The 19,425-nt window shown below is 71.5% G+C and carries 17 protein-coding genes, 1 tRNA gene and 1 pseudogene; 6 read left to right on the top strand and 13 right to left on the bottom strand.

Going from position 1 to position 19,425, the window contains the following annotated elements; genetic code table 11:
* Nucleotides 1–108: 108 nt before the first annotated feature.
* Nucleotides 109–321: a helix-turn-helix domain-containing protein gene (locus tag ACFPCY_RS04655; protein ID WP_378252285.1), complete on the top strand. Its 213-nt coding sequence runs from the start codon at nt 109–111 to the stop codon at nt 319–321.
* Nucleotides 322–383: 62 nt separating this feature from the next.
* Complete coding sequence (locus ACFPCY_RS04650; RefSeq protein WP_378252284.1) at nt 384–1,517, top strand: tyrosine-type recombinase/integrase; 1,134 nt, start codon at nt 384–386, stop codon at nt 1,515–1,517.
* A gap of 96 nt (nt 1,518–1,613) precedes the next feature.
* On the opposite strand, the gene ACFPCY_RS04645 is transcribed toward ACFPCY_RS04650, so the two are convergent.
* Nucleotides 1,614–1,686 (bottom strand) — tRNA-Asn (locus ACFPCY_RS04645).
* Between the two features lie 153 nt (nt 1,687–1,839).
* Between ACFPCY_RS04645 and ACFPCY_RS04640 the strand changes: the two genes are divergently transcribed.
* Nucleotides 1,840–2,154: a YtxH domain-containing protein gene (locus ACFPCY_RS04640; protein WP_378252283.1), complete on the top strand. Its 315-nt coding sequence runs from the start codon at nt 1,840–1,842 to the stop codon at nt 2,152–2,154.
* Here ACFPCY_RS04640 and ACFPCY_RS04635 read toward each other — a convergent pair.
* The 11 genes and pseudogenes from ACFPCY_RS04635 to ACFPCY_RS04585 form a co-directional block, all read right to left on the bottom strand.
* A complete protein-coding gene (locus ACFPCY_RS04635) occupies nt 2,151–2,648 on the bottom strand; it encodes a hypothetical protein (RefSeq protein WP_378252282.1) in 498 nt (165 codons plus the stop codon). The genes ACFPCY_RS04640 and ACFPCY_RS04635 overlap by 4 nt on opposite strands.
* Before the next feature lie 21 nt (nt 2,649–2,669).
* Nucleotides 2,670–3,995, bottom strand: a complete 1,326-nt coding sequence (locus ACFPCY_RS04630; RefSeq protein ID WP_378252281.1) for an MGH1-like glycoside hydrolase domain-containing protein — start codon at nt 3,993–3,995, stop codon at nt 2,670–2,672.
* 124 nt (nt 3,996–4,119) lie between these two features.
* The gene (locus ACFPCY_RS04625) at nt 4,120–5,355 is read right to left on the bottom strand and encodes a DUF475 domain-containing protein (RefSeq protein WP_378252280.1); all 1,236 of its coding nucleotides are present in this window, start codon (nt 5,353–5,355) and stop codon (nt 4,120–4,122) included.
* Nucleotides 5,356–5,530: 175 nt separating this feature from the next.
* A complete protein-coding gene (locus ACFPCY_RS04620) occupies nt 5,531–6,175 on the bottom strand; it encodes a TerD family protein (RefSeq protein WP_378252279.1) in 645 nt (214 codons plus the stop codon).
* A 237-nt stretch (nt 6,176–6,412) separates the two neighbouring features.
* The gene (gene efeB / locus ACFPCY_RS04615; protein WP_378252278.1) at nt 6,413–7,663 is read right to left on the bottom strand and encodes an iron uptake transporter deferrochelatase/peroxidase subunit; all 1,251 of its coding nucleotides are present in this window, start codon (nt 7,661–7,663) and stop codon (nt 6,413–6,415) included.
* Nucleotides 7,660–8,808 carry an iron uptake system protein EfeO gene (gene efeO / locus ACFPCY_RS04610; protein WP_378252277.1) on the bottom strand — a complete coding sequence of 383 codons (1,149 nt, stop codon included), beginning with the start codon at nt 8,806–8,808 and terminating at the stop codon, nt 7,660–7,662. The genes efeB and efeO overlap by 4 nt, the downstream gene beginning before the upstream one ends.
* Nucleotides 8,809–9,307: 499 nt before the next feature.
* The gene (locus ACFPCY_RS04605; protein ID WP_378252276.1) at nt 9,308–9,772 is read right to left on the bottom strand and encodes a YbjQ family protein; all 465 of its coding nucleotides are present in this window, start codon (nt 9,770–9,772) and stop codon (nt 9,308–9,310) included.
* A 255-nt stretch (nt 9,773–10,027) separates the two neighbouring features.
* Nucleotides 10,028–11,173, bottom strand: a complete 1,146-nt coding sequence (rpoD, locus tag ACFPCY_RS04600; RefSeq protein WP_378252585.1) for an RNA polymerase sigma factor RpoD — start codon at nt 11,171–11,173, stop codon at nt 10,028–10,030.
* A 77-nt stretch (nt 11,174–11,250) separates the two neighbouring features.
* Nucleotides 11,251–13,422: a DNA primase gene (gene dnaG, locus ACFPCY_RS04595; RefSeq protein ID WP_378252275.1), complete on the bottom strand. Its 2,172-nt coding sequence runs from the start codon at nt 13,420–13,422 to the stop codon at nt 11,251–11,253.
* 109 nt (nt 13,423–13,531) lie between these two features.
* A complete protein-coding gene (gene pdxR / locus ACFPCY_RS04590; protein WP_378252584.1) occupies nt 13,532–14,638 on the bottom strand; it encodes a MocR-like pyridoxine biosynthesis transcription factor PdxR in 1,107 nt (368 codons plus the stop codon).
* A 624-nt stretch (nt 14,639–15,262) separates the two neighbouring features.
* Nucleotides 15,263–15,478: pseudogene (locus ACFPCY_RS04585) on the bottom strand (GntR family transcriptional regulator); the annotation flags it as partial.
* A gap of 81 nt (nt 15,479–15,559) precedes the next feature.
* On the opposite strand from ACFPCY_RS04585, the gene ACFPCY_RS04580 reads away from it, so the two are divergent.
* Nucleotides 15,560–16,177, top strand: coding sequence for a TIGR03086 family metal-binding protein (locus tag ACFPCY_RS04580; protein ID WP_378252274.1), 618 nt, complete (start codon nt 15,560–15,562; stop codon nt 16,175–16,177).
* Between the two features lie 69 nt (nt 16,178–16,246).
* On the opposite strand, the gene ACFPCY_RS04575 is transcribed toward ACFPCY_RS04580, so the two are convergent.
* A complete protein-coding gene (locus tag ACFPCY_RS04575) occupies nt 16,247–16,618 on the bottom strand; it encodes a MerR family transcriptional regulator (protein WP_378252273.1) in 372 nt (123 codons plus the stop codon).
* Between the two features lie 83 nt (nt 16,619–16,701).
* On the opposite strand from ACFPCY_RS04575, the gene ACFPCY_RS04570 reads away from it, so the two are divergent.
* Together ACFPCY_RS04570 and ACFPCY_RS04565 are read left to right on the top strand one after the other, a co-directional pair.
* Entirely contained in the window at nt 16,702–17,571 is an 870-nt protein-coding gene (locus ACFPCY_RS04570; RefSeq protein WP_378252272.1) for a TIGR03560 family F420-dependent LLM class oxidoreductase, read from the top strand.
* Nucleotides 17,572–18,085: 514 nt separating this feature from the next.
* On the top strand, nt 18,086–19,375 hold the full coding sequence (locus ACFPCY_RS04565) for an alpha/beta fold hydrolase (RefSeq protein ID WP_378252271.1): 1,290 nt from the start codon (nt 18,086–18,088) through the stop codon (nt 19,373–19,375).
* The last annotated feature ends 50 nt before the right edge of the window (nt 19,376–19,425 follow it).

Below are 19,425 nucleotides of genomic sequence, written 5' to 3'. Positions count from 1 at the left end.
TTGGTACGGATCCCCCTCCCCAAGCGCCCGAACGCCGGCGCACACACCACCAAGCACGCCGCCGGCACCCCACCCAACCGACCGACCGAACCCCACGGAGGACCCACCATGGCGACGCCCATGCCCGACGTCCCGCCCGAGATGCGGCTCTACACCGTGCCCGACGTCATGAAGATGACCGGACTCAGCCGAAGCCTGATCTATCGAGAGCTGCGCGCCGGACGGCTTCGCTCGGTGCGGCGCGGACGCTCCCGCCGCATCCCCGGAACCGCCGTCGCGGAGTACATCGCGACGCTCGTTCAGGAAGCCGAGGCCGCGTGAGCCCGAAGCGACGTTCCCCAGGCGAAGGCGGACTTAGCTGGGAGCCCTCGCGGCGCCGGTGGGTGGCGTCCAAGACCATCGGCTACAAGCCCGATGGGCGCCCCATCATCGTGCGCGGGCGTGGGAAGACGCAGACCGCGGCGCAAAAGAAGCTGGAACAGATGCTCAAGAAGCGGGAGGAGCGCGAAGCAGAGAAGCAGGCACCCGCCACGACGGCCGAAATCACCATCGCCGAAGCTGTGGCCGGCTTCCTGCGGTACGGGCTCATGGGACGCGACTCGTCAACCACCACCAACGCACGCAGCCTTGCGGAACACCACATCGTGCCCCAACTCGGCGACAAGCCCGTCTTGGAGTTCACCGTGGACGACTGCGAGCGCTGGCTAGAGGGCCGCGCCGAGCACCTGTCCACCAAGTCGCTTCGTGAGGTCCGGTCGGTACTCAGACGATCCATCGCTCGCGTGATGAAGCGGGACGATCGCGTGACCCGGAACGTCGTGGACCTGTGCGAGGTGCCCACCGGCAAGCGGCCCGGCCGCCCGTCGAAGGCGCTCAACTTCGCACAGGCCATGCAGTTGCTCAGGTCCGCCGAGCGCGCGCGGTCGGACATGCGCCAGTACGTCGTACTGGCGCTCCTGACCGGCGCGCGCACCGAGGAACTCCGCAAGCTCGGATGGTCGCATGTTGTGGCCTACGACAAGGAGTCCGGCAAGTGGGTGCCCGTCCACGAAGCCGGTTGGGGGCATGACGAGTTCGCTATCTACGTGTGGCGCTCCGTCCGGGCACACGGCGACACCAAGACCAAGAAGTCACGCCGCACGCTCAAGCTTCCGCAGCGCTGCGTGGAGGCGCTCCGCGACCTCTGGATGAGCTTCCTTCCGAAGACGCCGGCGCCCGAAGCCCTCGTCTTCCCCGACGAGAACGGGAAGGTGCGCGACGCCATGACGGTGCTCCGCGCGTTCAGACGCGAGATCGTCGGGCCGGCCGGACTTGAGCCGGAAGAGTGGACGGTCCGGGAGCTGCGGCACAGCTTCGTGTCCCTGCTGTCGGACAGCGGGATGCCCCTGGACAAGATCGCGCTGTTGGTCGGGCACAGTGGAACGCAGGTGACCGAGAAGGTCTACCGACAGCAGATCCGGCCCGTGATCCAAGACGGCGCGCAAGCCATGGACGTGATCTTCCCAAGCCAGCCCTAGACCGCCAAGTACTCACTTTGGTACTCACTACAAGCATCAGGGCCGTTAGCGGCATAGCTAACGGCCCTGACCTGTGTCTCTACTGGGAGAGTCTTGCTCCCGCGATTGGACTCGAACCAATAACCTGCCGGTTAACAGCCGGCTGCTCTGCCGATTGAGCTACGCGGGATTGTCCCTGGTCTCCGGGGGTTTCGCTCCCTGGCGACAGGAATACATTAGCGCATCCGGGGAGTGGTTCGCGCATCCTTATGGACGGGGTGGGTGAGGTCGGCGTGGGCGGGTAGGGGTCGGGGACGATTCGACGTGTCCAGTTGGGGGTCGGATGAGGTATCGGGTTGCGTTCGCGGTCGGGGCCGCGGTGGGTTACGTGCTGGGCGCCAAGGCCGGGCGCGAGCGGTATGAGCAGATCAGGCGGACGTCGCAGCGGGTGGCCGGGACTCCGGCGGTGCAGAATGCGGCCGGGGTCGTCCGGGAGCGGGCGTCGGGCGCCCGGGAGCGGGTCGTCGCGGCGGCCCGGGAGCGCGGCGGGACGATCGGCAGGGTCGCCGGCGGTGACGACGCGGGCGGGCCGCAGGGTGATCCGCTGCGGGACGCGGTCGTCGAGGACGCCGCCGGACGGCGGAGCGCGGACTTCTAGAGGCCGGTCCGGCGGCGGAGGTCCTCGAGGATCTGTTCGGCCCGGGCGCGCAGGCCCGGGTCGGACGGGTCCAGGCCCGGGTCGAAGACGAACGTCCAGCGGACGGCGCCGCCGCCGGGCGGGCGGCGGCCCGCGATGCGGACGCCGCCTCCGCCGGGCAGTTCGGCGTGGTGGGAGACCGCGACCGTCGAGGTGACGCGTTCGCGGACGGTCTCGGGGACCGAGCCCGGGTCGGTCAGGCGGACGTGGTGCTCCGGGCCGCCGAGGGTCTCCTGGACGTGGAGCCAGCCGTCCTTCCAGGAGGCCTGGTCGACCTGCTCCCAGGGGACGCGGGTCAGGCCGTCCTCGGTGGGGACGTAGAGGGCGCGGGCCGTCGCGACGACGTGGGAGCCGCCGCGGGTGGGCGCGGTGGCGAGGACGCGGTCGCCGCGCGGGAGGTCCAGGGCGGCGCGGACGTCCCTGGGGAGGGCTCGGGTCGACCTCGGGAGGCGCATGATCCTCAGCGTAGCCGCTCCTCAGGCGGCCCTCGGGGCGCGCCGGGCGGCGAGCAGGTCCAGGACGAGCGCGGCGGACCAGCTGTAGTCGTGGCTGCCGCGTCCGGTGCCGTCGAAGGGGTCGAAGTACTCGCGGAAGCCCGACTGGCGGACGAGGCGGAGCGTGGAGCCGTACAGCAGGTCGGCGACGACGGTGAGGCCGTGACCGAGGGCGCCGTGCCAGAGGAGCCAGTTGGTGTTGATCCAGGTGGGGCCGCGCCAGTAGCCGCTGCGGTCGAAGGCGGGGGCCTGGATGTCGCAGGTGGGGACGGGGTAGCCGGCGGCTCCGGCGAAGCGGGCCGACAGCAGCAGGTCGACCAGCCGGCGGACGGTCCCGGGCGGCAGGTCGGGGTCGAGGAGCGGGGCGAACGCGGCGACGGTGACGACCGGGAGGAGCCGGTCGTCGCGCAGGTCGCGGGCGCGGAAGCAGCCCTGTTCGTGGTCCCAGAGGCGGTCCAGGAGGGCGGCGTGGACGCGGGCGGACCGCTCCCGATGGGGCGCCGGGTCCGCGCCGACGAGGGCGGCGATCTCGGCCAGGGCGTGTTCGGACGCCAGGTACGCGGCGTTGAAGAGGGGGTCCTCGACGGCGAACGGGTGGTCGTCGCGGATGTAGGCGGGCTCGTAGTCGTGCGCGCGCAGGAGGGCGACCAGGTGGACGTAGCGGTCGTAGTCCTCGCCCGTGGGCAGGTCGCGCGGGGTGCGGCCCGGCGAGTACGCGGCGGGCGGCAGGCGGAGGGCTCCGAGCGGACGGTCCCATGCGGGACTGTTGTCCATGCCCGATTCCCAGGGGTGGCAGATGGCGGCGAGCCCGGAGCCGGAGAGGTCGCGGGCCTCGGCCAGGTAGCGGTGCTGGGCGGCGAGGCACGGGTAGAGGCCGCGCAGGAAGTCGAGGCTGTGCTCCGCCTCGGACGGAGGCGCGGACTCGTGCAGGCGGAGCGCCGCGAACGCGTGCAGGGGCGGTTGCGTGAGGCCGGACGTCCGGACGCCGTGCGGAGCGCGCGGACGGTGGTCTCCGTGCCACATCTCGGGCCCCGGGAAGTACGCGTGCCGGGCGAGGGTGTCGTCGAACACCAGGTGCGGGAGCAGGCCGTCCGCCCACTGGCCGCGGAACAGCGACGTCAGCTCGCGTTCGGCGCGGTCGCGGCGGTGCCGGGCGAGTCCCAGGGCGACGAACGCCGAGTCCAGGCTCCACTGGTGGGGGTACAGGCCCGGTGAGGGGACGGTGGCCGTCCCCGTCCAGTTGGCGTCCAGGACGCGCGCCGCGGCCTGCCACAGCGCGGTCTCGTCGCCGGTGAGACGGGAGCTCATCGGTGTCGCATGTCCTCCCGGCCGGTGCGTTACCGCGATTGTGACCGCTGGAAGGCGTCCCGACGACCCTTTACAGCGCGTAGCTTGTCTTCGTCTGAAGCGTCCCGTCCGTGATTGAGCGCTGTCAGCGGTCGCGGACGCCCGGTGACGGCGCCACGCGGGCGGACGGGTCGTCCTCCCCCGCCTCGACCGCCTCCGTGGACGCTGCGGTGTCGCCGGCGACCTCGCGGTTCGTTCTGCCGCCGGCTTCGACGACGGCTCCGCCATCGGCCTCGCGGCGGTTGCGGATCACCGAGGAGGCGAAGGAGACGAGGATCAGGCCCGCGCCGATGCCGCCGGTGAGCCAGTCGGGCAGCTCGTGCCCGATGCTGATCATCATGCAGACCGACAGCGCGCCGATCGCCCAGTGCGCGCCATGCTCCAGGTAGACGTACTCGTGCAGGGTGCCCTTGCGGACGAGGTAGACCGTCAGGGACCGGATGTACATCGCGCCGACGCCGAGGCCGAGCGCGATGACGATCGGGTCGGTGCTGATCGCGAACGCGCCGATCACGCCGTCGAACGAGAACGACGCGTCCAGGACCTCCAGGTAGAGGAACAGGAAGAAGCCGGCCTTGCCGACGGCGAGCGCGGCGCTGCTCGGGCCGCCGCGGCGGACGATCGCGGCGGCGGTGCCGTTCCCGGCGTTCCCCTCGCCCTCGCCCTCGCCCTCGCCCTCGTCGTCGTCCTCGTCGTCGCTCGCGTCCGAGAACATCTCGCCGAGGCCGTCCACCAGGATGTAGGTGATCATGCCGAGCACGCCGGCGATCATGACCTCCGCCGGATCGTCGGCGACCAGGCCGGAGACCGCCGCCAGCACGCCGCCGGTGATCACGACGGGCAGCTGGTCGAGGCGGCCGAGCCGGGCCAGGGCGCGTTCGAGCGGGACGAGCCAGCGCAGCTCGCGGTCCTCGAACACCCAGTTCAGGAAGAGCATCAGCAGGAACGCGCCGCCGAACCCGGCGATCATCGGATAGGCGTCCCGCATGATCGCCTCGTACCGGTGCGGTTCCGACAGCGCGAGGTCGAACGCCCGGACCGGGCTCAGCTTCGCCGTCAGCGCGACGATGACCAGGGGGAACAGCAGCCGCATGCCGAACACCGCGATCGCGATGCCGACGGTCAGGAAGATCTTCTGCCAGAACGGCGACATGCGGTCGAGCACCTTGGCGTTCACCACGGCGTTGTCGAACGACAGCGAGATCTCCAGAACGGCGAGGATCGCCACCAGGGCGAGCGCCTCGGGCCCCTGGTAGGCCAGCGCGACGAGCAGGGCCACCGCCGTGATGGCGACGGACCAGCCGAAAGTGCGAAGGATCATGGGCCCGGTTTCCGTGTCGAGGGTCGGTGGACGAAAAGGCTCATCGTGACGGCGCGCCCCGCGCAGGTCGGAAAGGCGCGCCCCGCGCACGTCGGAAAGGCGCGCCCCGCGCACGTCGGAACGGCACGCCCCGCGCACGTCGGGACGGCGGTCCTCGGCCGATCGGGGAGGGCGCTCATCGGGTCGGGAGGCCGTGGTCGGTGACGAGTTCGCGCAGGCCGCCGGGGTAGCCGCGGCCGACCGCGCGGAACGTCCAGCCGTCGCCGCGCCGGTCCAGCTCGCCCATCAGGACGGCCGTGGCGCGCTCGCGCTCGTTCGGGTCGGGAGGTAGGTCGAAGCGGGCCAGCTCGGCGCCGTCCTGCGAGGCGTCGTCGTGCGAGGCGTCGTCCTGCGAGGCGTCGTCCTGCGGCGCGATGGCTGCCGACGGCGTGGTGATTTGGATGGAGACGGCGCCGACGTGGCCGAAGTGCTGGGCGCGGTTGGCGGCGTCGAAGATCGAGATGGGGAAGGCGATGCGGGCGCAGCGGTCCGGGACGGCGGCGAGGTCCACGTCGATGGTCTCGCCGGGGGCGTCCGCGGCGGGGCCGCGGTGCTCGACCGCGCCGTCCGGGCTGCGCGGGTTGTTGAAGTAGATGAAGTGATCTTCGGACAGGACGGCGCCGGAGGCGTCGAGCATGAGGGCCGAGGCGTCGAGCTCGAAGTCGGCGCGGGACGTCGCGGGGGGCGTCCAGTCGAAGCCGACCGAAAGGGCGGAGGGCGCACGACCGGAACGGGGCCCGGAAAGGGGGACGACGTCTCCCCCGGCGAGCCGAACACCCATGCCGAACCACTTCCTCGGACTCGACGCCCCCGTCACGGGCGGCGCCGCCGCCCGCGTCGCGACGTTCCTCGACGCTTTCGCGATGCTATCCGTTCCCACGAATACCGGCTTCCGGCCGCTTCGGGTTCGGTCCGGGTGCGCGCCCGTCCTACCCGACAACCCGGAGGGGATGTGTGCTGTTCCGGAAGGACGCACTACCGAATGCCGTTCGCGTGTTGTGAGCAGCAGGTTCCTTGATCAGCCGAACAGGGTCTCGCCCCAGTGGCCGCCCTCGCGGACGCCCGGCGGGCAGGCGTAGACGCCCGACCCGACATGCTGGATGTACTCATTCATCGCATCTGTCGCCAAATTGTTCTGAATGCGGATGAAACCGGTGCGCGGGTCGCGCTGGAAGGCGATGAAGAACAGGCCCGCGTCGAGCCGTCCGAGGCCGTCGGAACCGTCCGTGAACGAGTAGCCGCGGCGCAGGATCCGGACGCCGCCGTTCGAGTCCGGGTGCGCGAGCCGCACGTGCGCGGTCGGCTTCAGCTTGGCGAGGTCGACCTCGTCGTGCTCGCGCTTCTGGCCGATCGGCGCGCCCTCGTTCTTGTCCCGGCCGATCACGTCCTGCTGCTCGCCGAGGGACGTGCGGTCCCACGTCTCGATGTGCATGCGGATGCGGCGCGCGACGAGGTAGGTGCCGCCCGCCATCCAGTCCGAACCGTCCGCCTTGTCCGCCCAGATGTGCTTGTCGAGCGCGGACGTCTCGGTGCCGGCGACGTTGCGGGTGCCGTCCTTGAAGCCGAACATGTTGCGCGGGGTCTGCGCGTCCGGGGTCGTGGAGGACGTCTTGCCGAACCCCAACTGCGACCAGCGGACCGCGACCACGCCGAACCCGATGCGCGCCAGGTTGCGGATCGCGTGCACCGCGACCTGCGGATCGTCCGCGCAGGCCTGGACGACGATGTCGCCGCCGCAGCGGTTCGGGTCGAGCCTGTCCCCGGGGAACTGCGGCAGATCGACCAGCGCGGCCGGACGCTTGGCCTTGATGCCGAAACGGTCCTTGCCGTCCTTCTCGAACAGCGTCGGGCCGAAGCCGACCGTCAGCGTCAGCCGGGACGGCGGCAGCCCGAGCGCCTCGCCGGTGTCGTCCGGCGGGGACACGTCGGGGCCGCCGACCGCGCCGGCGCCCACGGGCTTCCCAGCCGTCATGGCGGCGGCCGCGGCCGTCCAGTCCTTGAGCATCCGGACGAGCTTGGCGCGGTCGTCGGTGACGACGTCGAACGCGGCGAAGTGCAGCCGGTCCTGGACGGGCGTCGCGATGCCCGCCTGGTGCGGGCCGTAGAACGGGATCGCGGACGCGGTGGCCTGCTTGCCGTCGTCGGTCGCGGACGCGACGCGCTCGATCCCGACGCCCGCCGCCGCGCCGACGAGCAGGCTCGCGCCGCCGAAGCCGAGCATCCGCCGCCGGGAAAGCCGGCTCCCGCCCTGCCCTTCCGCCGGGGTCACTTGGCCACCACTCCCGCGAGCTTCGACAGGGGCTCGCCGAGAGCGTTCACCGCGTCGCCGAGCGCCTTGCGGTCGTTCGGGCCGACGGTGTCGTAGGACACGTAACCGTCGCCCTTGGCGTACTTGCCGAGCAGCTTCTCGACCGCGGCGAAGTTGTCGTCGAGGTCCTTGGCGAGCTGCGCGTCCTTCTGCTGGACGACCGGGCGGAGCAGGTCGTAGACCTTCTTCGCGCCGTCCACGTTGCCCTTGAAGTCCCAGAGGTCGGTGTGGCTGAACGCCTCCTCCTCACCGGTGACCTTGCCGGTGGCGACCTCGTCCAGCAGCTCCTTCGCGCCGTGCGCCATGTCGTTGACCGGGTCGAGCGTCAGCGTCGCCATCTGGCCCTTGAGGTTCTTCAGGTCGGCCATCAGGCGGTCGGCGTACTGCTCCCTGCCCTTGACCGAGCCGTCCTTCCAGAGCGCCTTCTCCAGCAGGTGCCAGCCGGACCAGTTCGCCTTCTCGGCCGGCTTCAGGTCGGCCTCGCGGGCGTCGATCCGCGGGTCGATGTCGCCGAACTTCTCCGCGACCGGCTCGATCGTCTCCCAGCCCATCCGGGACGGCGCGTAGAGCTGCTTGGCCTTCTCCACGTCGCCCGCCTTTACGGCGTCGGCAAACTTCTGGGCCTTGACGACCGTGTCGTCCACCTGCGCGAGGACGAACGCCTTGTACTCGGACGCGGCCTGGGTGAGGCGCGGGTCGGCGGACCCGGCCGTGCCGCCCGACCCGGTGACCTTGAGGTCCTGGGTGGGGCCCTTGCCGGTCTGCCCCGCGCTGCACAGCGCCTTGTAGTCCCCGGCGGCGAGGTTCACCACGAAGTTGACCGTGGTGCCGGGCCCGATGTTCTCCCGCTCGGCGATGATCTTGCCGTCCGGACGGAGGATCTCGAACTCGTTGGCCTGCGAGCCCTTGTTGGCCACCTTGAAGGTGATCTTGCCCGCCGCCAGGTCCTTCTTCGCCACGTCGCAGGCGTTGTCGGACGCGGTCACCTTGATCGCGCCGCCGCCGGCCTTGCCGTCGCCGCCGTCGTCACCACCGCCGCACGCCGCGAGCAGGGACGCCGAGAGGGCGGTGACGCCCGCGAGAGCGAGCACGGGGGTGGGACGCATGAGGACTCCAGGACGGCTTTTGGTAAGGCTTGCCTAAATTAGCTGAACCTAACCAGAGGCCGTCAAGTCACGCCCAGGACAGTGAGCAAAACCACCCCTCCCCGGCCATCCCCCACCTAACCCAGACAACTTCGCCCAGCTTCTCCCCACTCGACCAAAACCCACACCCCACCCACCCCAGGAACCTCCCCAGCCCCTCAAGACACCCCGCCACCAGCCCCCTCGGGCCGGCCCCAGACCTACCGAGCGCAAAGAACAAGGCGGACCGAGGCGAAAGTGTGGGCACCACGCCGACAAGCCGAGCGCCCCCGCCCCGCAGGACGGCAGGCATGGCCATGGTGTCGTCGAAGAACCTGACCAGTGCGCCGCGTTCAACCAGAAGCCCGCGCGCCCAGCGCCCCGTGACCAGTACGAACCGCCCGTTCAGCGCCCATGGTCAGACGAGAACCTGCGCGCCCAACGCGCTCAGCGTGCGTTGGTCAGGGACGAGCCTGCGTGCTCAGCGGCCAGGGTCGCGGAGGCCGATGGTGAGGTTGCGGGCCGCCATCGGCGGGCCGCCGGGAGCGGGCTCGCCAGGGTACGGAGGCACCGGGCCGCCCTGCTGGTACTGCTGCGGTTGCTGCGGCTGGTTCTGCACGTTCTGGACGGGCTCGACCCACACGGCCGTCCCGTACGCGCACACCTCGTGCCCTCCGCCGGGGCCGAGCGCGACGGCGTCCAGACGCATGCCGACCACGGCGTTCGCGCCCTTGCGGCGGGCGTCCTCGGCCAGCCGCTCGACCGCCTGCCGCCGCGCGGCGAGCAGCCCCGCCCCGACCTGCTCCCCGGTGCTCATGCGGAACGTCCCGCTGGACCCGTCCCCCGGCGCGGCCGCCTGATCGGACTGGACGGCCACCCCCAGCACCTCGCCGAGCATCCCGCGAATCGCGTACCCGGCCAGCGCGTCAGTCGTCACGATCAGCATGGCACCAAACGCTACCGTCCCTCTCCGACACGCGCGGCCAGTCCGCACCTCCGCCGACAATTCACCATGTTTCGGGCAGTCACCGACTCATCCGTCAGTTTCGGGGGTTCGCGGTGTGGGACGGAAGTCGACTGGCGTTCTGTGGATAACTCTTGCGCGGGTGGGCTGGGGCCCTTCGCACGGGCGTCCGGGCCGCGTCCTCGGGGGAGGACGCGGCCCGGACGGCCGTGCGCCGGGGTGGAGGCGCGGTCTGGACTAGTCGAGATATTCGCGCAGCATCTGGGCGCGGGAGGGGTGACGGAGCTTGGCCAGGGTCTTGGACTCGATCTGCCGGATGCGTTCGCGCGTGACGCCGAACTCCCGGCCGACCTCCTCCAGGGTCCGGGGATGGCCGTCCGTCAGGCCGAAGCGCAGCTGGATGATGCGCTGCTCCCGTTCCGACAGGGTGCCGAGGATGTCCTCCAGCTGGTCCTGCAGGAGGATGAACGCGGCGGCCTCGATCGGGACGACGGCGTCCGAGTCCTCGATGAAGTCGCCGAGGTCGGAGTCCTCCTCGCCGATCGGGGACTGGAGCGACACCGGTTCCTGGGCGATCCGCTGGATCTCCACGACCCGGGTGGCGGTCAGGCCCATCTCCTGACCGATCTCCTCGGGGATCGGTTCACGACCGAGGTCCTGGTGGAGCTGGCGCTGGACGCGCACCAGCTTGTTGATCGTCTCCACCATGTGCACCGGAATCCGGATGGTCCGGGCTTGATCGGCGATCGCCCTCGTGATCGCCTGGCGGATCCACCAGGTGGCGTAGGTCGAGAACTTGAACCCCTTGGTGTAGTCGAATTTCTCGACGGCGCGGATGAGTCCGAGATTTCCCTCCTGAATCAGGTCGAGGAACAGCATTCCCCGGCCCACGTAGCGCTTGGCGATCGAGACGACCAACCGCAGGTTCGCCTCGATCAGACGTTGCTTCGCCCGGATTCCCTCCCGGGCGAGCAGTTCGAGGTCGTGCCGTTGCGCCGGGGAGAGGATGGCGGTGTGCGCCAGTTTCTCCTCGGCGAAAAGACCCGCCTCGATCGATTTCGCCAGTTCGACTTCATCTTCTGCCGTGAGGAGCGGAACGCGACCGATCTCTCTCAGGTAGATGCGCACCAGGTCGCTCGTTGGCGCCCGCTTGCCGAGATCTGCCTCGTCTGCTCGCGCGACGTCCTCGGTCTCCTGCGGAGACTCCAGGACCTCGACCCCCTGTTCCGCGAGCATTCGGACGACCCGCTCGAGCGAGTCGTCCGGCAAGTCCGAGCGGTCGAGTGCGGCAGCGACGTCATCGACGGTCACACCGCCGCGCTCTCTGCCACGTGCGACGAGGTCCGCCACCTGGTCAACCGATGGCGCCTCGCTTGGCAGCACCGAAGGGCCCACGGGGACAGTCTGCGTTATGGAGGGCCTAGATCACAGGACCCATTTTGCGGTCTCTTGACTTACCGCTATCCAAGCCCGCGCTCCCGCAACACCCGTCTCTGCTGCTCAAGCGCGACAAGATCACCGAAGAGCCGATGGTATTCCTCGGCCTGCTCGGCCGGATTCAGCCGTCCGAGTTTAGACTTGACGTCCGCGATCTGCCGGGTGAGCAGGCGTTCCTGGATTCGGGCCAGCAGTGCCGCCGCATAACGGTCATCCGATTCGGACGCGGACTGTGTCGGCTCGACTCCGAGCATGGTGATCAGGTCCCTGACCTGGGTGTTCGCGCCCTGCTCCAGCAGCCGGGAGATCCACTCGGCCGGATCCGCCGCCGACGCGACCCCGCCGACCGCCCCGACGACGCCCCGGACGGTCGCGAACGCCGGCACCAGAAACGCCTCGCCCGGAACCAGGTCGAACTCCGGCCCGACCACGGCGGGACGCTGCACGACCAGCTTCAACAGCTCGCGCTCCAGCACGACGTCGGGATCGTGCGGATCGTAGGTCGGCATTTCGGGCCGTCCCGAATCCGGGGCCGCCTCGTCCCGTCCCGGTCCCTGCCCGGACGGCCCGTGCTCGCCCCCGGCGCCGCCGTACTGACCGCCCGCGCCCCCGCCGTACTGGCCGCCGCCCGGTCCGTACTGGCGGCCGGCCTGACCGTACTGGCCACCCGGTCCGCCCTGGCCTCCGCGACCGTACTGGCCGGACGCGCCGCCGCCGAAGCCCTGGCGTCCGCCCGCCTGGCCGCCGTTGGCGTATCCGGAGCGTCCGCCCGGCCCGGAGCCGTAGCCGCGCTGGCCGTCGCCTCCGCCGCCGCCCTGCCCGGGACCGCCCGGACGGCCCTGGCCGTTGCGGCGGGCGTGCTCGCGCTGGGCCAGGTCGCGGACGCGCTGGAGCACGAACCGCTCGTCCATGATGCCGAGCCAGCGGTCGAGGCTGACCGCGTACATCTGCCGGAGCGCGCGGTCCTTGATGCGGGCGACGACCGGCGCGGCGGCGTCGAGCGCGGCGAGCCGTCCCTCGGCGGTGTTCAGGTCGTGCTCGCCGATCTTGGACCGGACGACGAACTCGAACAGCGGCGCGCGGGAGGCGACCAGGTCGCGCACGGCCGCCTCGCCCTGCTGGACGCGCAGGTCACAGGGGTCGAGGCCGTCCGGCTGGACGGCCACGAAGGTCTGCGTGACGAACTTCTGCTCGCCCTCGAACGCGCGCAGCGCGGCCTTCTGCCCGGCGGCGTCCCCGTCGAAGGTGAAGATCACCTCGCCGCGGAACTCGTCCTGGTCCATCAGCAGCCGGCGCAGGATCTTGATGTGCTCGTCCCCGAAGGACGTCCCGCAGGTCGCGACGGCCGTCGGCACGCCGGACAGGTGGCAGGCCATCACGTCGGTGTAGCCCTCCACGACGACCGCCTGCCGGGACCGCGCGATGTCCTTCTTCGCCAGGTCCGCCCCGTACAGGACGTTCGACTTGTGGAAGATCGGCGTCTCGGGGGTGTTCAGGTACTTCGGGCCGTCGTCGTCCTCGTAGAGCTTGCGCGCGCCGAACCCGACGACGTCGCCGGACAGGTCGCGGATGGGCCACATCAGGCGGCCGCGGAACCGGTCCATCGGGCCGCGGCGGCCCTCCTTGGCGAGGCCACCGGCGATCAGCTCGGCGTCGGCGAACCCGCGTCCGCGCAGGTGACGGACCAGGCCCTCCCACTCGCGCGGCGCGAACCCGACCCCGAACCGCTCGGCGTCGGCGGCCTCGAAGCCCCGGCCGGACAGGAACTGCCGTCCGATCATGCCCTCGGGGGCGCGCAGGTTCTCGGCGAAGAACTCCGCCGCCGCCCGGTGCGCCTCGACCAGGCGCGCCCGCTGCCCGGACTCCCGCCGGGGCTCGAACGCGCCGCCCTCCTCGTACCGGAGCTGGATGCCCGCCTTGGCGGCCAGCCGCTCGACGGCCTCGGTGAAGGTGAGGTGATCGATCTCCTGGACGAACTTGATCACGTCCCCGCCCGCCCCGCAGCCGAAGCAGTACCAGAGCCCGCGAGCCGGCGTGACGTTGAACGAAGGTGACTTCTCGTCGTGAAAGGGGCACAACCCCTTGAGGTTGCCCCCGCCCGCGCTCCGCAACTGGAGGTACTCGCCGATCACGGCGTCGATCGATGACCGCTCGCGTACGAGCGCTATGTCCTCATTGCGAATCCGGCCTGCCACAGCGAACGAGTCTAGGCGCGCGCCCGGACATTCCGTGCCGCTTGCCGCACCCCGCCCCTCGCCGGATCACCTGGACCGCCGTCCTGCCGAGCCCTGCCGGTGGGCCGGCTCAGGCGAGGACGCCGCGGAGACGGCGGAGGGCTTCGGGGATCTCGTCCAGGGTGATGGCGCCGTAGCCGAAGATCAGGCCGTTCATCGGGGGCTGGGTGACGGCGAACTCCGAGAGCGGGAAGAGGGCGACGCCCTCGGCCTCGGCGGCGCGGACGGCCTGTTTGTCGGAGGGGCCGGATAGCGTCGCGCTCAGGTGGAGGCCGGCGGCGGACGGGATGGGGGTGAGGCTGTCGGCGAAGTCGGAGCCGAGGGATTCGGCGATGCGTTCGTGGCGCTCCTGGTAGGCGCGGCGCGAGCGGCGGATATGGCGTGCGAGGAGGCCCTCGTCGATGAACCGCGCCAGCGCGGCCTGGACGGGCGGGTCCCCGTGCCAGGACGTGATGTAGCGGGCCATCCGGAACGCGTCGCGCAGGGCGGGCGGGGCGACCAGGTAGCCGAGGCGCAGCACCGGGCGCATCAGCTTGGAGAACGTGCCGAGGTAGAGCACGCGGCCGTCCTCGTCCAGGGACTGGAGCGGCTCGATCGGGCGGCCGCCGTAGCGGAACTCGGTGTCGTAGTCGTCCTCGACGATCACGACGTCGCGGCTGCGGGCCCAGTCGAGCAGGGCGTGGCGGCGCGCCAGCGACATCGGCATGCCCAGCGGGAACTGGTGGGACGGCGTGAGGTAGACGGCGCGGACGTCGTCCGGGAGGGCGTCGACGCGCAGGCCCTCGGCGTCCACGGGGACGCCGGTCACGCGCATGCCCTGCGAACGGAACAGCAGTTGCGCGGGCGGGTAGCCGGGATCCTCGACGGCGACGTGCGCGCCGGGTTCGAGCAGGACGCGTCCGACCAGGTCGAGCGCCTGCTGGATGCCGGACGTCACGATCACGTCGTCCGGTGTCGCGCGCACCGAGCGCGACACCGCGGCGTGCCGCGCGATCGCCTCGCGCAGGACGGGCAACCCTCCGGGATCGCCGATGTCATGGTCCTTGGGGCGAAGCTCGGCCGCCATCAACCGCCGCCAGGCCTGGTAAGGGAAGAGGCGCGTGTCCGGAAGGCCGGCGCGCAGGTCGTACGGGACGTCGTGCAGGCGATACGGCCAGGCCCGCAGATCCGTCCACACCTGACGCGGCCGAAGCGGCGACGCCCCTCCTTCCCCGGAACCACCGGCCCCCTCCCCCGAACCGACCCCGTCGACCGCTCCAGCCGAACCCGCCACGCCGAAGGCCCCAGGGCCGCTCAACGCGCCGGACGCACCCGAAGCACCAGACGCGCTGGATGTGCCTGACACGGCCGATGCACCGGCGCCGCCAGAGCCGCCGATCGCGTGAGACGCGATCGGTGCGCCAGACGCGCAGGCCACGTCCTGTGCTCCAGTCGGGCCAGCGGTGCCGGGGGTGCTTGCCACAGGTGGCGCACCCGGCGTGCCGGACGCGCCCTGCGTCCCGCAGGCGCCTTGCGTGCCGTAAGCGCCTTGCGTGCCGTAAGCGCCTTGCGTGCCGTAGGCGCCGGGCGTGCCGGGCGTGCCGGGCGCGCTGGATGCGTGGGGCGTGGCCGATGCGGGGTGCGCTGGGAGCGCACCCGGCGCGGTGGGCGCACCAAATGCAGTGGGCGTAGCGGACGTGCTCGGTGAAGCGGACGCACTCGGTGAAGCGGACGCGCTCGGTTTAGCGGGCGCTGGGGGTGTGGGGGATGCGGAGGGGCGGCGGCGCGGGGGTGGGACGGCGGATTCGCTGACGAAGGTGCCGGCACCGACGCGTGCCGTCAGGTAGCCCTCGGCGGCGAGCCGCTCGTAGGCGACCGTGACCGTGCCTCGGGAGACCGAGAGGCGGCGGGCGAGCTCGCGGGTGGGCGGGAGCGCGTCGCCCGCGCGGAGGCGGCCGTCCAGGACGGCGTCCCTGATCTGCCGGTACAGGCTGCCGGTGAGATCGCGGCGGTCGTTCAGCGTGATGTGCAGGTCCACCGGAGGAGTCTAGATTGGCTCAGTCAGGCGGGGCGATATTGGATCTGTACATGGGCCTTTGCCGCTTCCTACGGTGGGGGCATGGACGTGCTGACCGAACTGCTCTCCTCGGATTTCCGCGACCTGGACCGCCGGGCGCTCGACTTCTTCGCCTCCCTGACCTCCAAGATCGAACCGGCCGACCTCGCCCGTCCGACGCCCTGTCCGGACTGGACGCTGCACGGCCTGCTGCGGCACCAGGTCAGCCAGGACATCGGGTTCGCGGCGGCGGCGCGGGGCGAGGGCGGCAGTCTCGCGGTGTGGCGGAGCGGGTCGCTCGGCGACGACCCGCACGCGGCGGTCGTGGCGTCCGGGCGTCTGGTGACCGAGGCGTTCGCCGACGACGGCGTCCTCACGCGGGACTTCGCGCTGCCCGAGGTACGGGACGGCGGCGGGTTCCCCGGCGCGCTGGCGATCACCTTCCACGTGGTCGACGTGGTCGTGCACGCCTGGGACGTCGCCGCCACCCTCGGCCTGCCCTGGGAGCCCGACGAGGAGCTGGTCACGGCGTCCCTCAAGGTCGCCGCGGTCGTTCCGGACGATCCGGAATCCCGCGCGCCGGGTGCGGCCTTCGCCCCGTCCGTGCCGTCGGACGGCCGCGATCCGCGCGACCGCCTCCTCGCCCTCCTCGGCCGCGATCCCTCCTGGCGTCCGGCCTGATCCGGGCCGGCGGCGGGCATTTCGCGCCCGGCAGCGCGAGCGTCCGGCGAGGCGGCGCGAGGGGATCGATCAGGGCTCGTCGGGTTCCTGGCCGCTGTAGAAGGAGATCTTCCATTTGATCTTCTTCTGCTGGGAGCGGAGGAGGCGGATCTGGGCCTCGACGCGGCGGTCGTGCTCCTGGAGGAGTTCGAGGCGTTCGGCGAAGGTCTCCTCGCCGCCGCGGGCGAGTTCGGAGTAGCGGAGCATCTCGGCGATGGGCATGCCGGTCTCGCGCAGGCAGCGCAGCATGCCGAGCCAGTTGAGGTCGTCGTCGCTGAACACCCGCCGTCCGGACGCGTTGCGCGCGATCCCGCCCAGCAGGCCGATCTTCTCGTAGTACCTGAGAGTGTCGATGCTGAAGCCGCTCTTCTCGGCGGTCTCGGCCGGGGAGTAGGAACTCACCCGGTCAGGATTTCACCTGGAGTCCGCTCCAGGTCAACTCCGGAGCTTGACCTGGAGCGCGCTCCAGGTCCGAGACTCGTCCCATGCGCATCGGACTTCAGGTACCCAGCTTCACCTTCCCCGGCGGCTCCGAGCGGATCGCGCCCGAGTTCGCGCGGATCGTCCGCGACGCCGACCAGGGCGGGCTGGACTCGCTGTGGGTGATGGACCACCTCTTCCAGATCCACTCGGTCGGCCCCGCCGAGGACCCCATGCTGGAGGGCTACTCGGCGCTCGCCTACGCGGCCGCCCTCACCGAGCACATCACGCTCGGCACGATGGTGACCGGCGTGAGCTACCGGGCGCCGAGCCTCCTGATCAAGACGGTCACGACGCTGGACGTCCTGTCCGGCGGACGCGCCTGGCTGGGCGTCGGCGCGGCGTGGAACGACGAGGAGGCGCGCGGTCTCGGCCTGCACTTCCCGCCGACCGCCGAGCGGTTCGAGCTGCTGGAGGACACCCTCCGGCTCGCCCACCAGATGTGGAAGGGCGACGAGGCGGCGTTCGAGGGGACGCGCATCTCGGCGGAGCGTCCGCTGAACTCGCCGCAGTCGGTGCGCCGTCCGCACCCGCCGATCCTGGTCGGCGGCATGGGCGAGAAGAAGACGCTGCGGTTCGTCGCGAAGTACGCCGACGCCTGCAACATCTTCGACGGCGACCAGCTCCCCCACAAGCTCAGCGTGCTCCGCGAGCACTGCGAGCGCGAGGGGCGCGACTACGCGGAGATCGAGAAGACCGCCCTGACGATCCTGCCGGACGGCGGTTCCGCGTCCCAGGCCGTGGACGCCGCCGGACGCCTCGCCGAGGCGGGCGTCGATCACGTGATCTTCTCCCAGCGTCCGGGCACCGCCATCGCGAGCGTCCTCGCCGAGGCCCGTTCCGAGGTCGAGAAGCTCGTCCCCGCCGGCCGCTGAGCCGACGCCCCGACCGCCGCCGCCAGCGCATCCGTCCGCGCCTGCCGCCTCGCCGGCCCACGCGCCAGGCGCGGACGCACGCGCTCCACGGCGCGAAGTACGCGCCGCACGAGCAAGGAGAACACGCCGCACGAGCAGGGAGGACGCGCCGCACGAGCAGGGAGAACGTGCCGCACGTGCGTGATCGGCGCGTCGCACCAGACCCGGTTGAAGCGCCGCGCCGACATGGCTGACGCGCCCGGGTGGGCGTGGCTGACGCGTTGGAGAGGCGCAGCTCACGCGCCGCACGGGCACGCCTGGCGCACCGGACAGGGGTGGTTGGCGCGCTGGGCGGGAGTGGTCGGCGCGCTGGGCGGGAGTGGTCGGCGCGCTGGGCGGGAGTGGTCGGCGGGTCGCGTGATTGGCGTGGGCGTTGGGCTTCAGGGGTGCTCGGGGCGGGCGCGGCGGAGTGTTCGAGGCGCGGACGGGCGGGGTGGCGTTTCGGGTGGGGGCCGGGGAGATTTAGGGTCGGGGCATGGGTTCGTTCCGCCAGGCCGGGACCGTCGTCACCGGCCACCGCTTCCTCGTGCCGCTCGATCACGACGACCCGGACGGGGCGCGGATCGAGGTGTTCGCGCGTGAGGTCGTCGCGACCGCGAACGCCGGCCGGGACGACCTGCCGTGGCTGCTGTTCCTTCAGGGCGGGCCGGGGTACGGGGCGCCGCGGCCGTCGGGGCGCGAGGGCTGGCTGAACCGGGCGCTGTCGGACTACCGCGTCCTGCTGCTGGACCAGCGCGGCACCGGGCTGTCCACGCCGGTGACGGCGCGCCGGGTGGCGGCGCTCGGCGGGCCGGAGGAGCAGGCGCGTTACCTCGCCCGGTTCCGCGCGGACTCGATCGTCCTGGACGCGGAGCTGATCCGGCGCGAGCTGCTCGGGGACGTCCCGTGGACGGTCCTCGGCCAGAGCTATGGGGGCTTCTGCACCTACACCTACCTGTCGTTCGCGCCCGAGGGCGTCCGGGAGGCGCTCGTCACGGGCGGGACGCCGGGCCTGGCCGCCACCGCCGAGGACGTCTACCGCCGGACGTATCCGCGCGTGGCCGCGAAGAACGCGGCGTTCTACGAGCGCTATCCGGACGACGTGGACCTCGTCCGCGACATCGCCCGCCGCCTCGCGGAGCACGACGAGCGGCTGCCGAACGGGCGCCGCCTCACGGTCGAGGGCTTCCAGTCGCTCGGCCTCATGCTCGGCATGGGCGTGGGCGCGGACCACCTACACTACCTGCTCGAACTCGCCTTCGCGGACGGCGGCCCCGAGCTGTCCCCGGCCTTCCTGGAGGAGGTCGGGACGCATCTGAGCCACACGGACGCGCCCGTCCACATCGTCCTGCACGAGGCGATCTACGGGCAGGGCAAGAGCGCGACCCGCTGGGCGGCGCAGCGCGTCCGCGCCGAGTTCCCCGCCTTCGCCCCGGACCCGGACGGCCCCGATCCGCTGCTGTTCACCGGCGAGATGATCTATCCCTGGATGGTCGCGGACGACCCGTCCCTCGCGCCGCTGCGCGAGGCCGCCGACCTGCTGGCCGAGCGGGACGACTGGCCCGTCCTGTACGACCCGGCCCGGTTGCGCGGCAACGACGTCCCGCTCGCCGCCGCCGTCTACCACGACGACATGTACGTGGATTTCGGCCTTTCCATGGAGACGATCGCGTCCGTCGGCAAGGCCCGCGCCTGGGTCACCAACGAATGGGAGCACGACGGTCTGCGTGTCAGCGACGGCCAGGTCCTCGACCGCCTCGTCCGCATGGTCCGCGGCGAGCTCTGACCCTCACGCACCCTTCCTCACTCACAACGCGCAATCCCGGACGCCGCACT

Origin of the sequence: Actinomadura gamaensis (genome assembly GCF_042652125.1) — a bacterium.
Taxonomy (GTDB): Bacteria; Actinomycetota; Actinomycetes; order Streptosporangiales; family Streptosporangiaceae; genus Spirillospora; species Spirillospora gamaensis.
Note: the sequence above shows the minus strand (reverse complement) of the source record. Positions and strands in the feature narration are given on the sequence as shown.

Bases quoted from the DNA above. Each gene is read 5' to 3' on its own strand.
- ACFPCY_RS04630 (WP_378252281.1), bottom strand. From the start codon at position 3,995: ATGAGCTCCCGTCTCACCGGCGACGAGACCGCGCTGTGGCAGGCCGCG.
- ACFPCY_RS04620 (WP_378252279.1), bottom strand. From the start codon at position 6,175: ATGGGTGTTCGGCTCGCCGGGGGAGACGTCGTCCCCCTTTCCGGGCCC.
- ACFPCY_RS04580 (WP_378252274.1), top strand. From the start codon at position 15,560: ATGGACGTGCTGACCGAACTGCTCTCCTCGGATTTCCGCGACCTGGAC.
- ACFPCY_RS04570 (WP_378252272.1), top strand. From the start codon at position 16,702: ATGCGCATCGGACTTCAGGTACCCAGCTTCACCTTCCCCGGCGGCTCC.
- ACFPCY_RS04625 (WP_378252280.1), bottom strand. From the start codon at position 5,355: ATGATCCTTCGCACTTTCGGCTGGTCCGTCGCCATCACGGCGGTGGCC.
- ACFPCY_RS04640 (WP_378252283.1), top strand. From the start codon at position 1,840: ATGAGGTATCGGGTTGCGTTCGCGGTCGGGGCCGCGGTGGGTTACGTG.
- ACFPCY_RS04635 (WP_378252282.1), bottom strand. From the start codon at position 2,648: ATGCGCCTCCCGAGGTCGACCCGAGCCCTCCCCAGGGACGTCCGCGCC.
- ACFPCY_RS04565 (WP_378252271.1), top strand. From the start codon at position 18,086: ATGGGTTCGTTCCGCCAGGCCGGGACCGTCGTCACCGGCCACCGCTTC.
- ACFPCY_RS04655 (WP_378252285.1), top strand. From the start codon at position 109: ATGGCGACGCCCATGCCCGACGTCCCGCCCGAGATGCGGCTCTACACC.
- efeO (WP_378252277.1), bottom strand. From the start codon at position 8,808: ATGCGTCCCACCCCCGTGCTCGCTCTCGCGGGCGTCACCGCCCTCTCG.
- ACFPCY_RS04605 (WP_378252276.1), bottom strand. From the start codon at position 9,772: ATGCTGATCGTGACGACTGACGCGCTGGCCGGGTACGCGATTCGCGGG.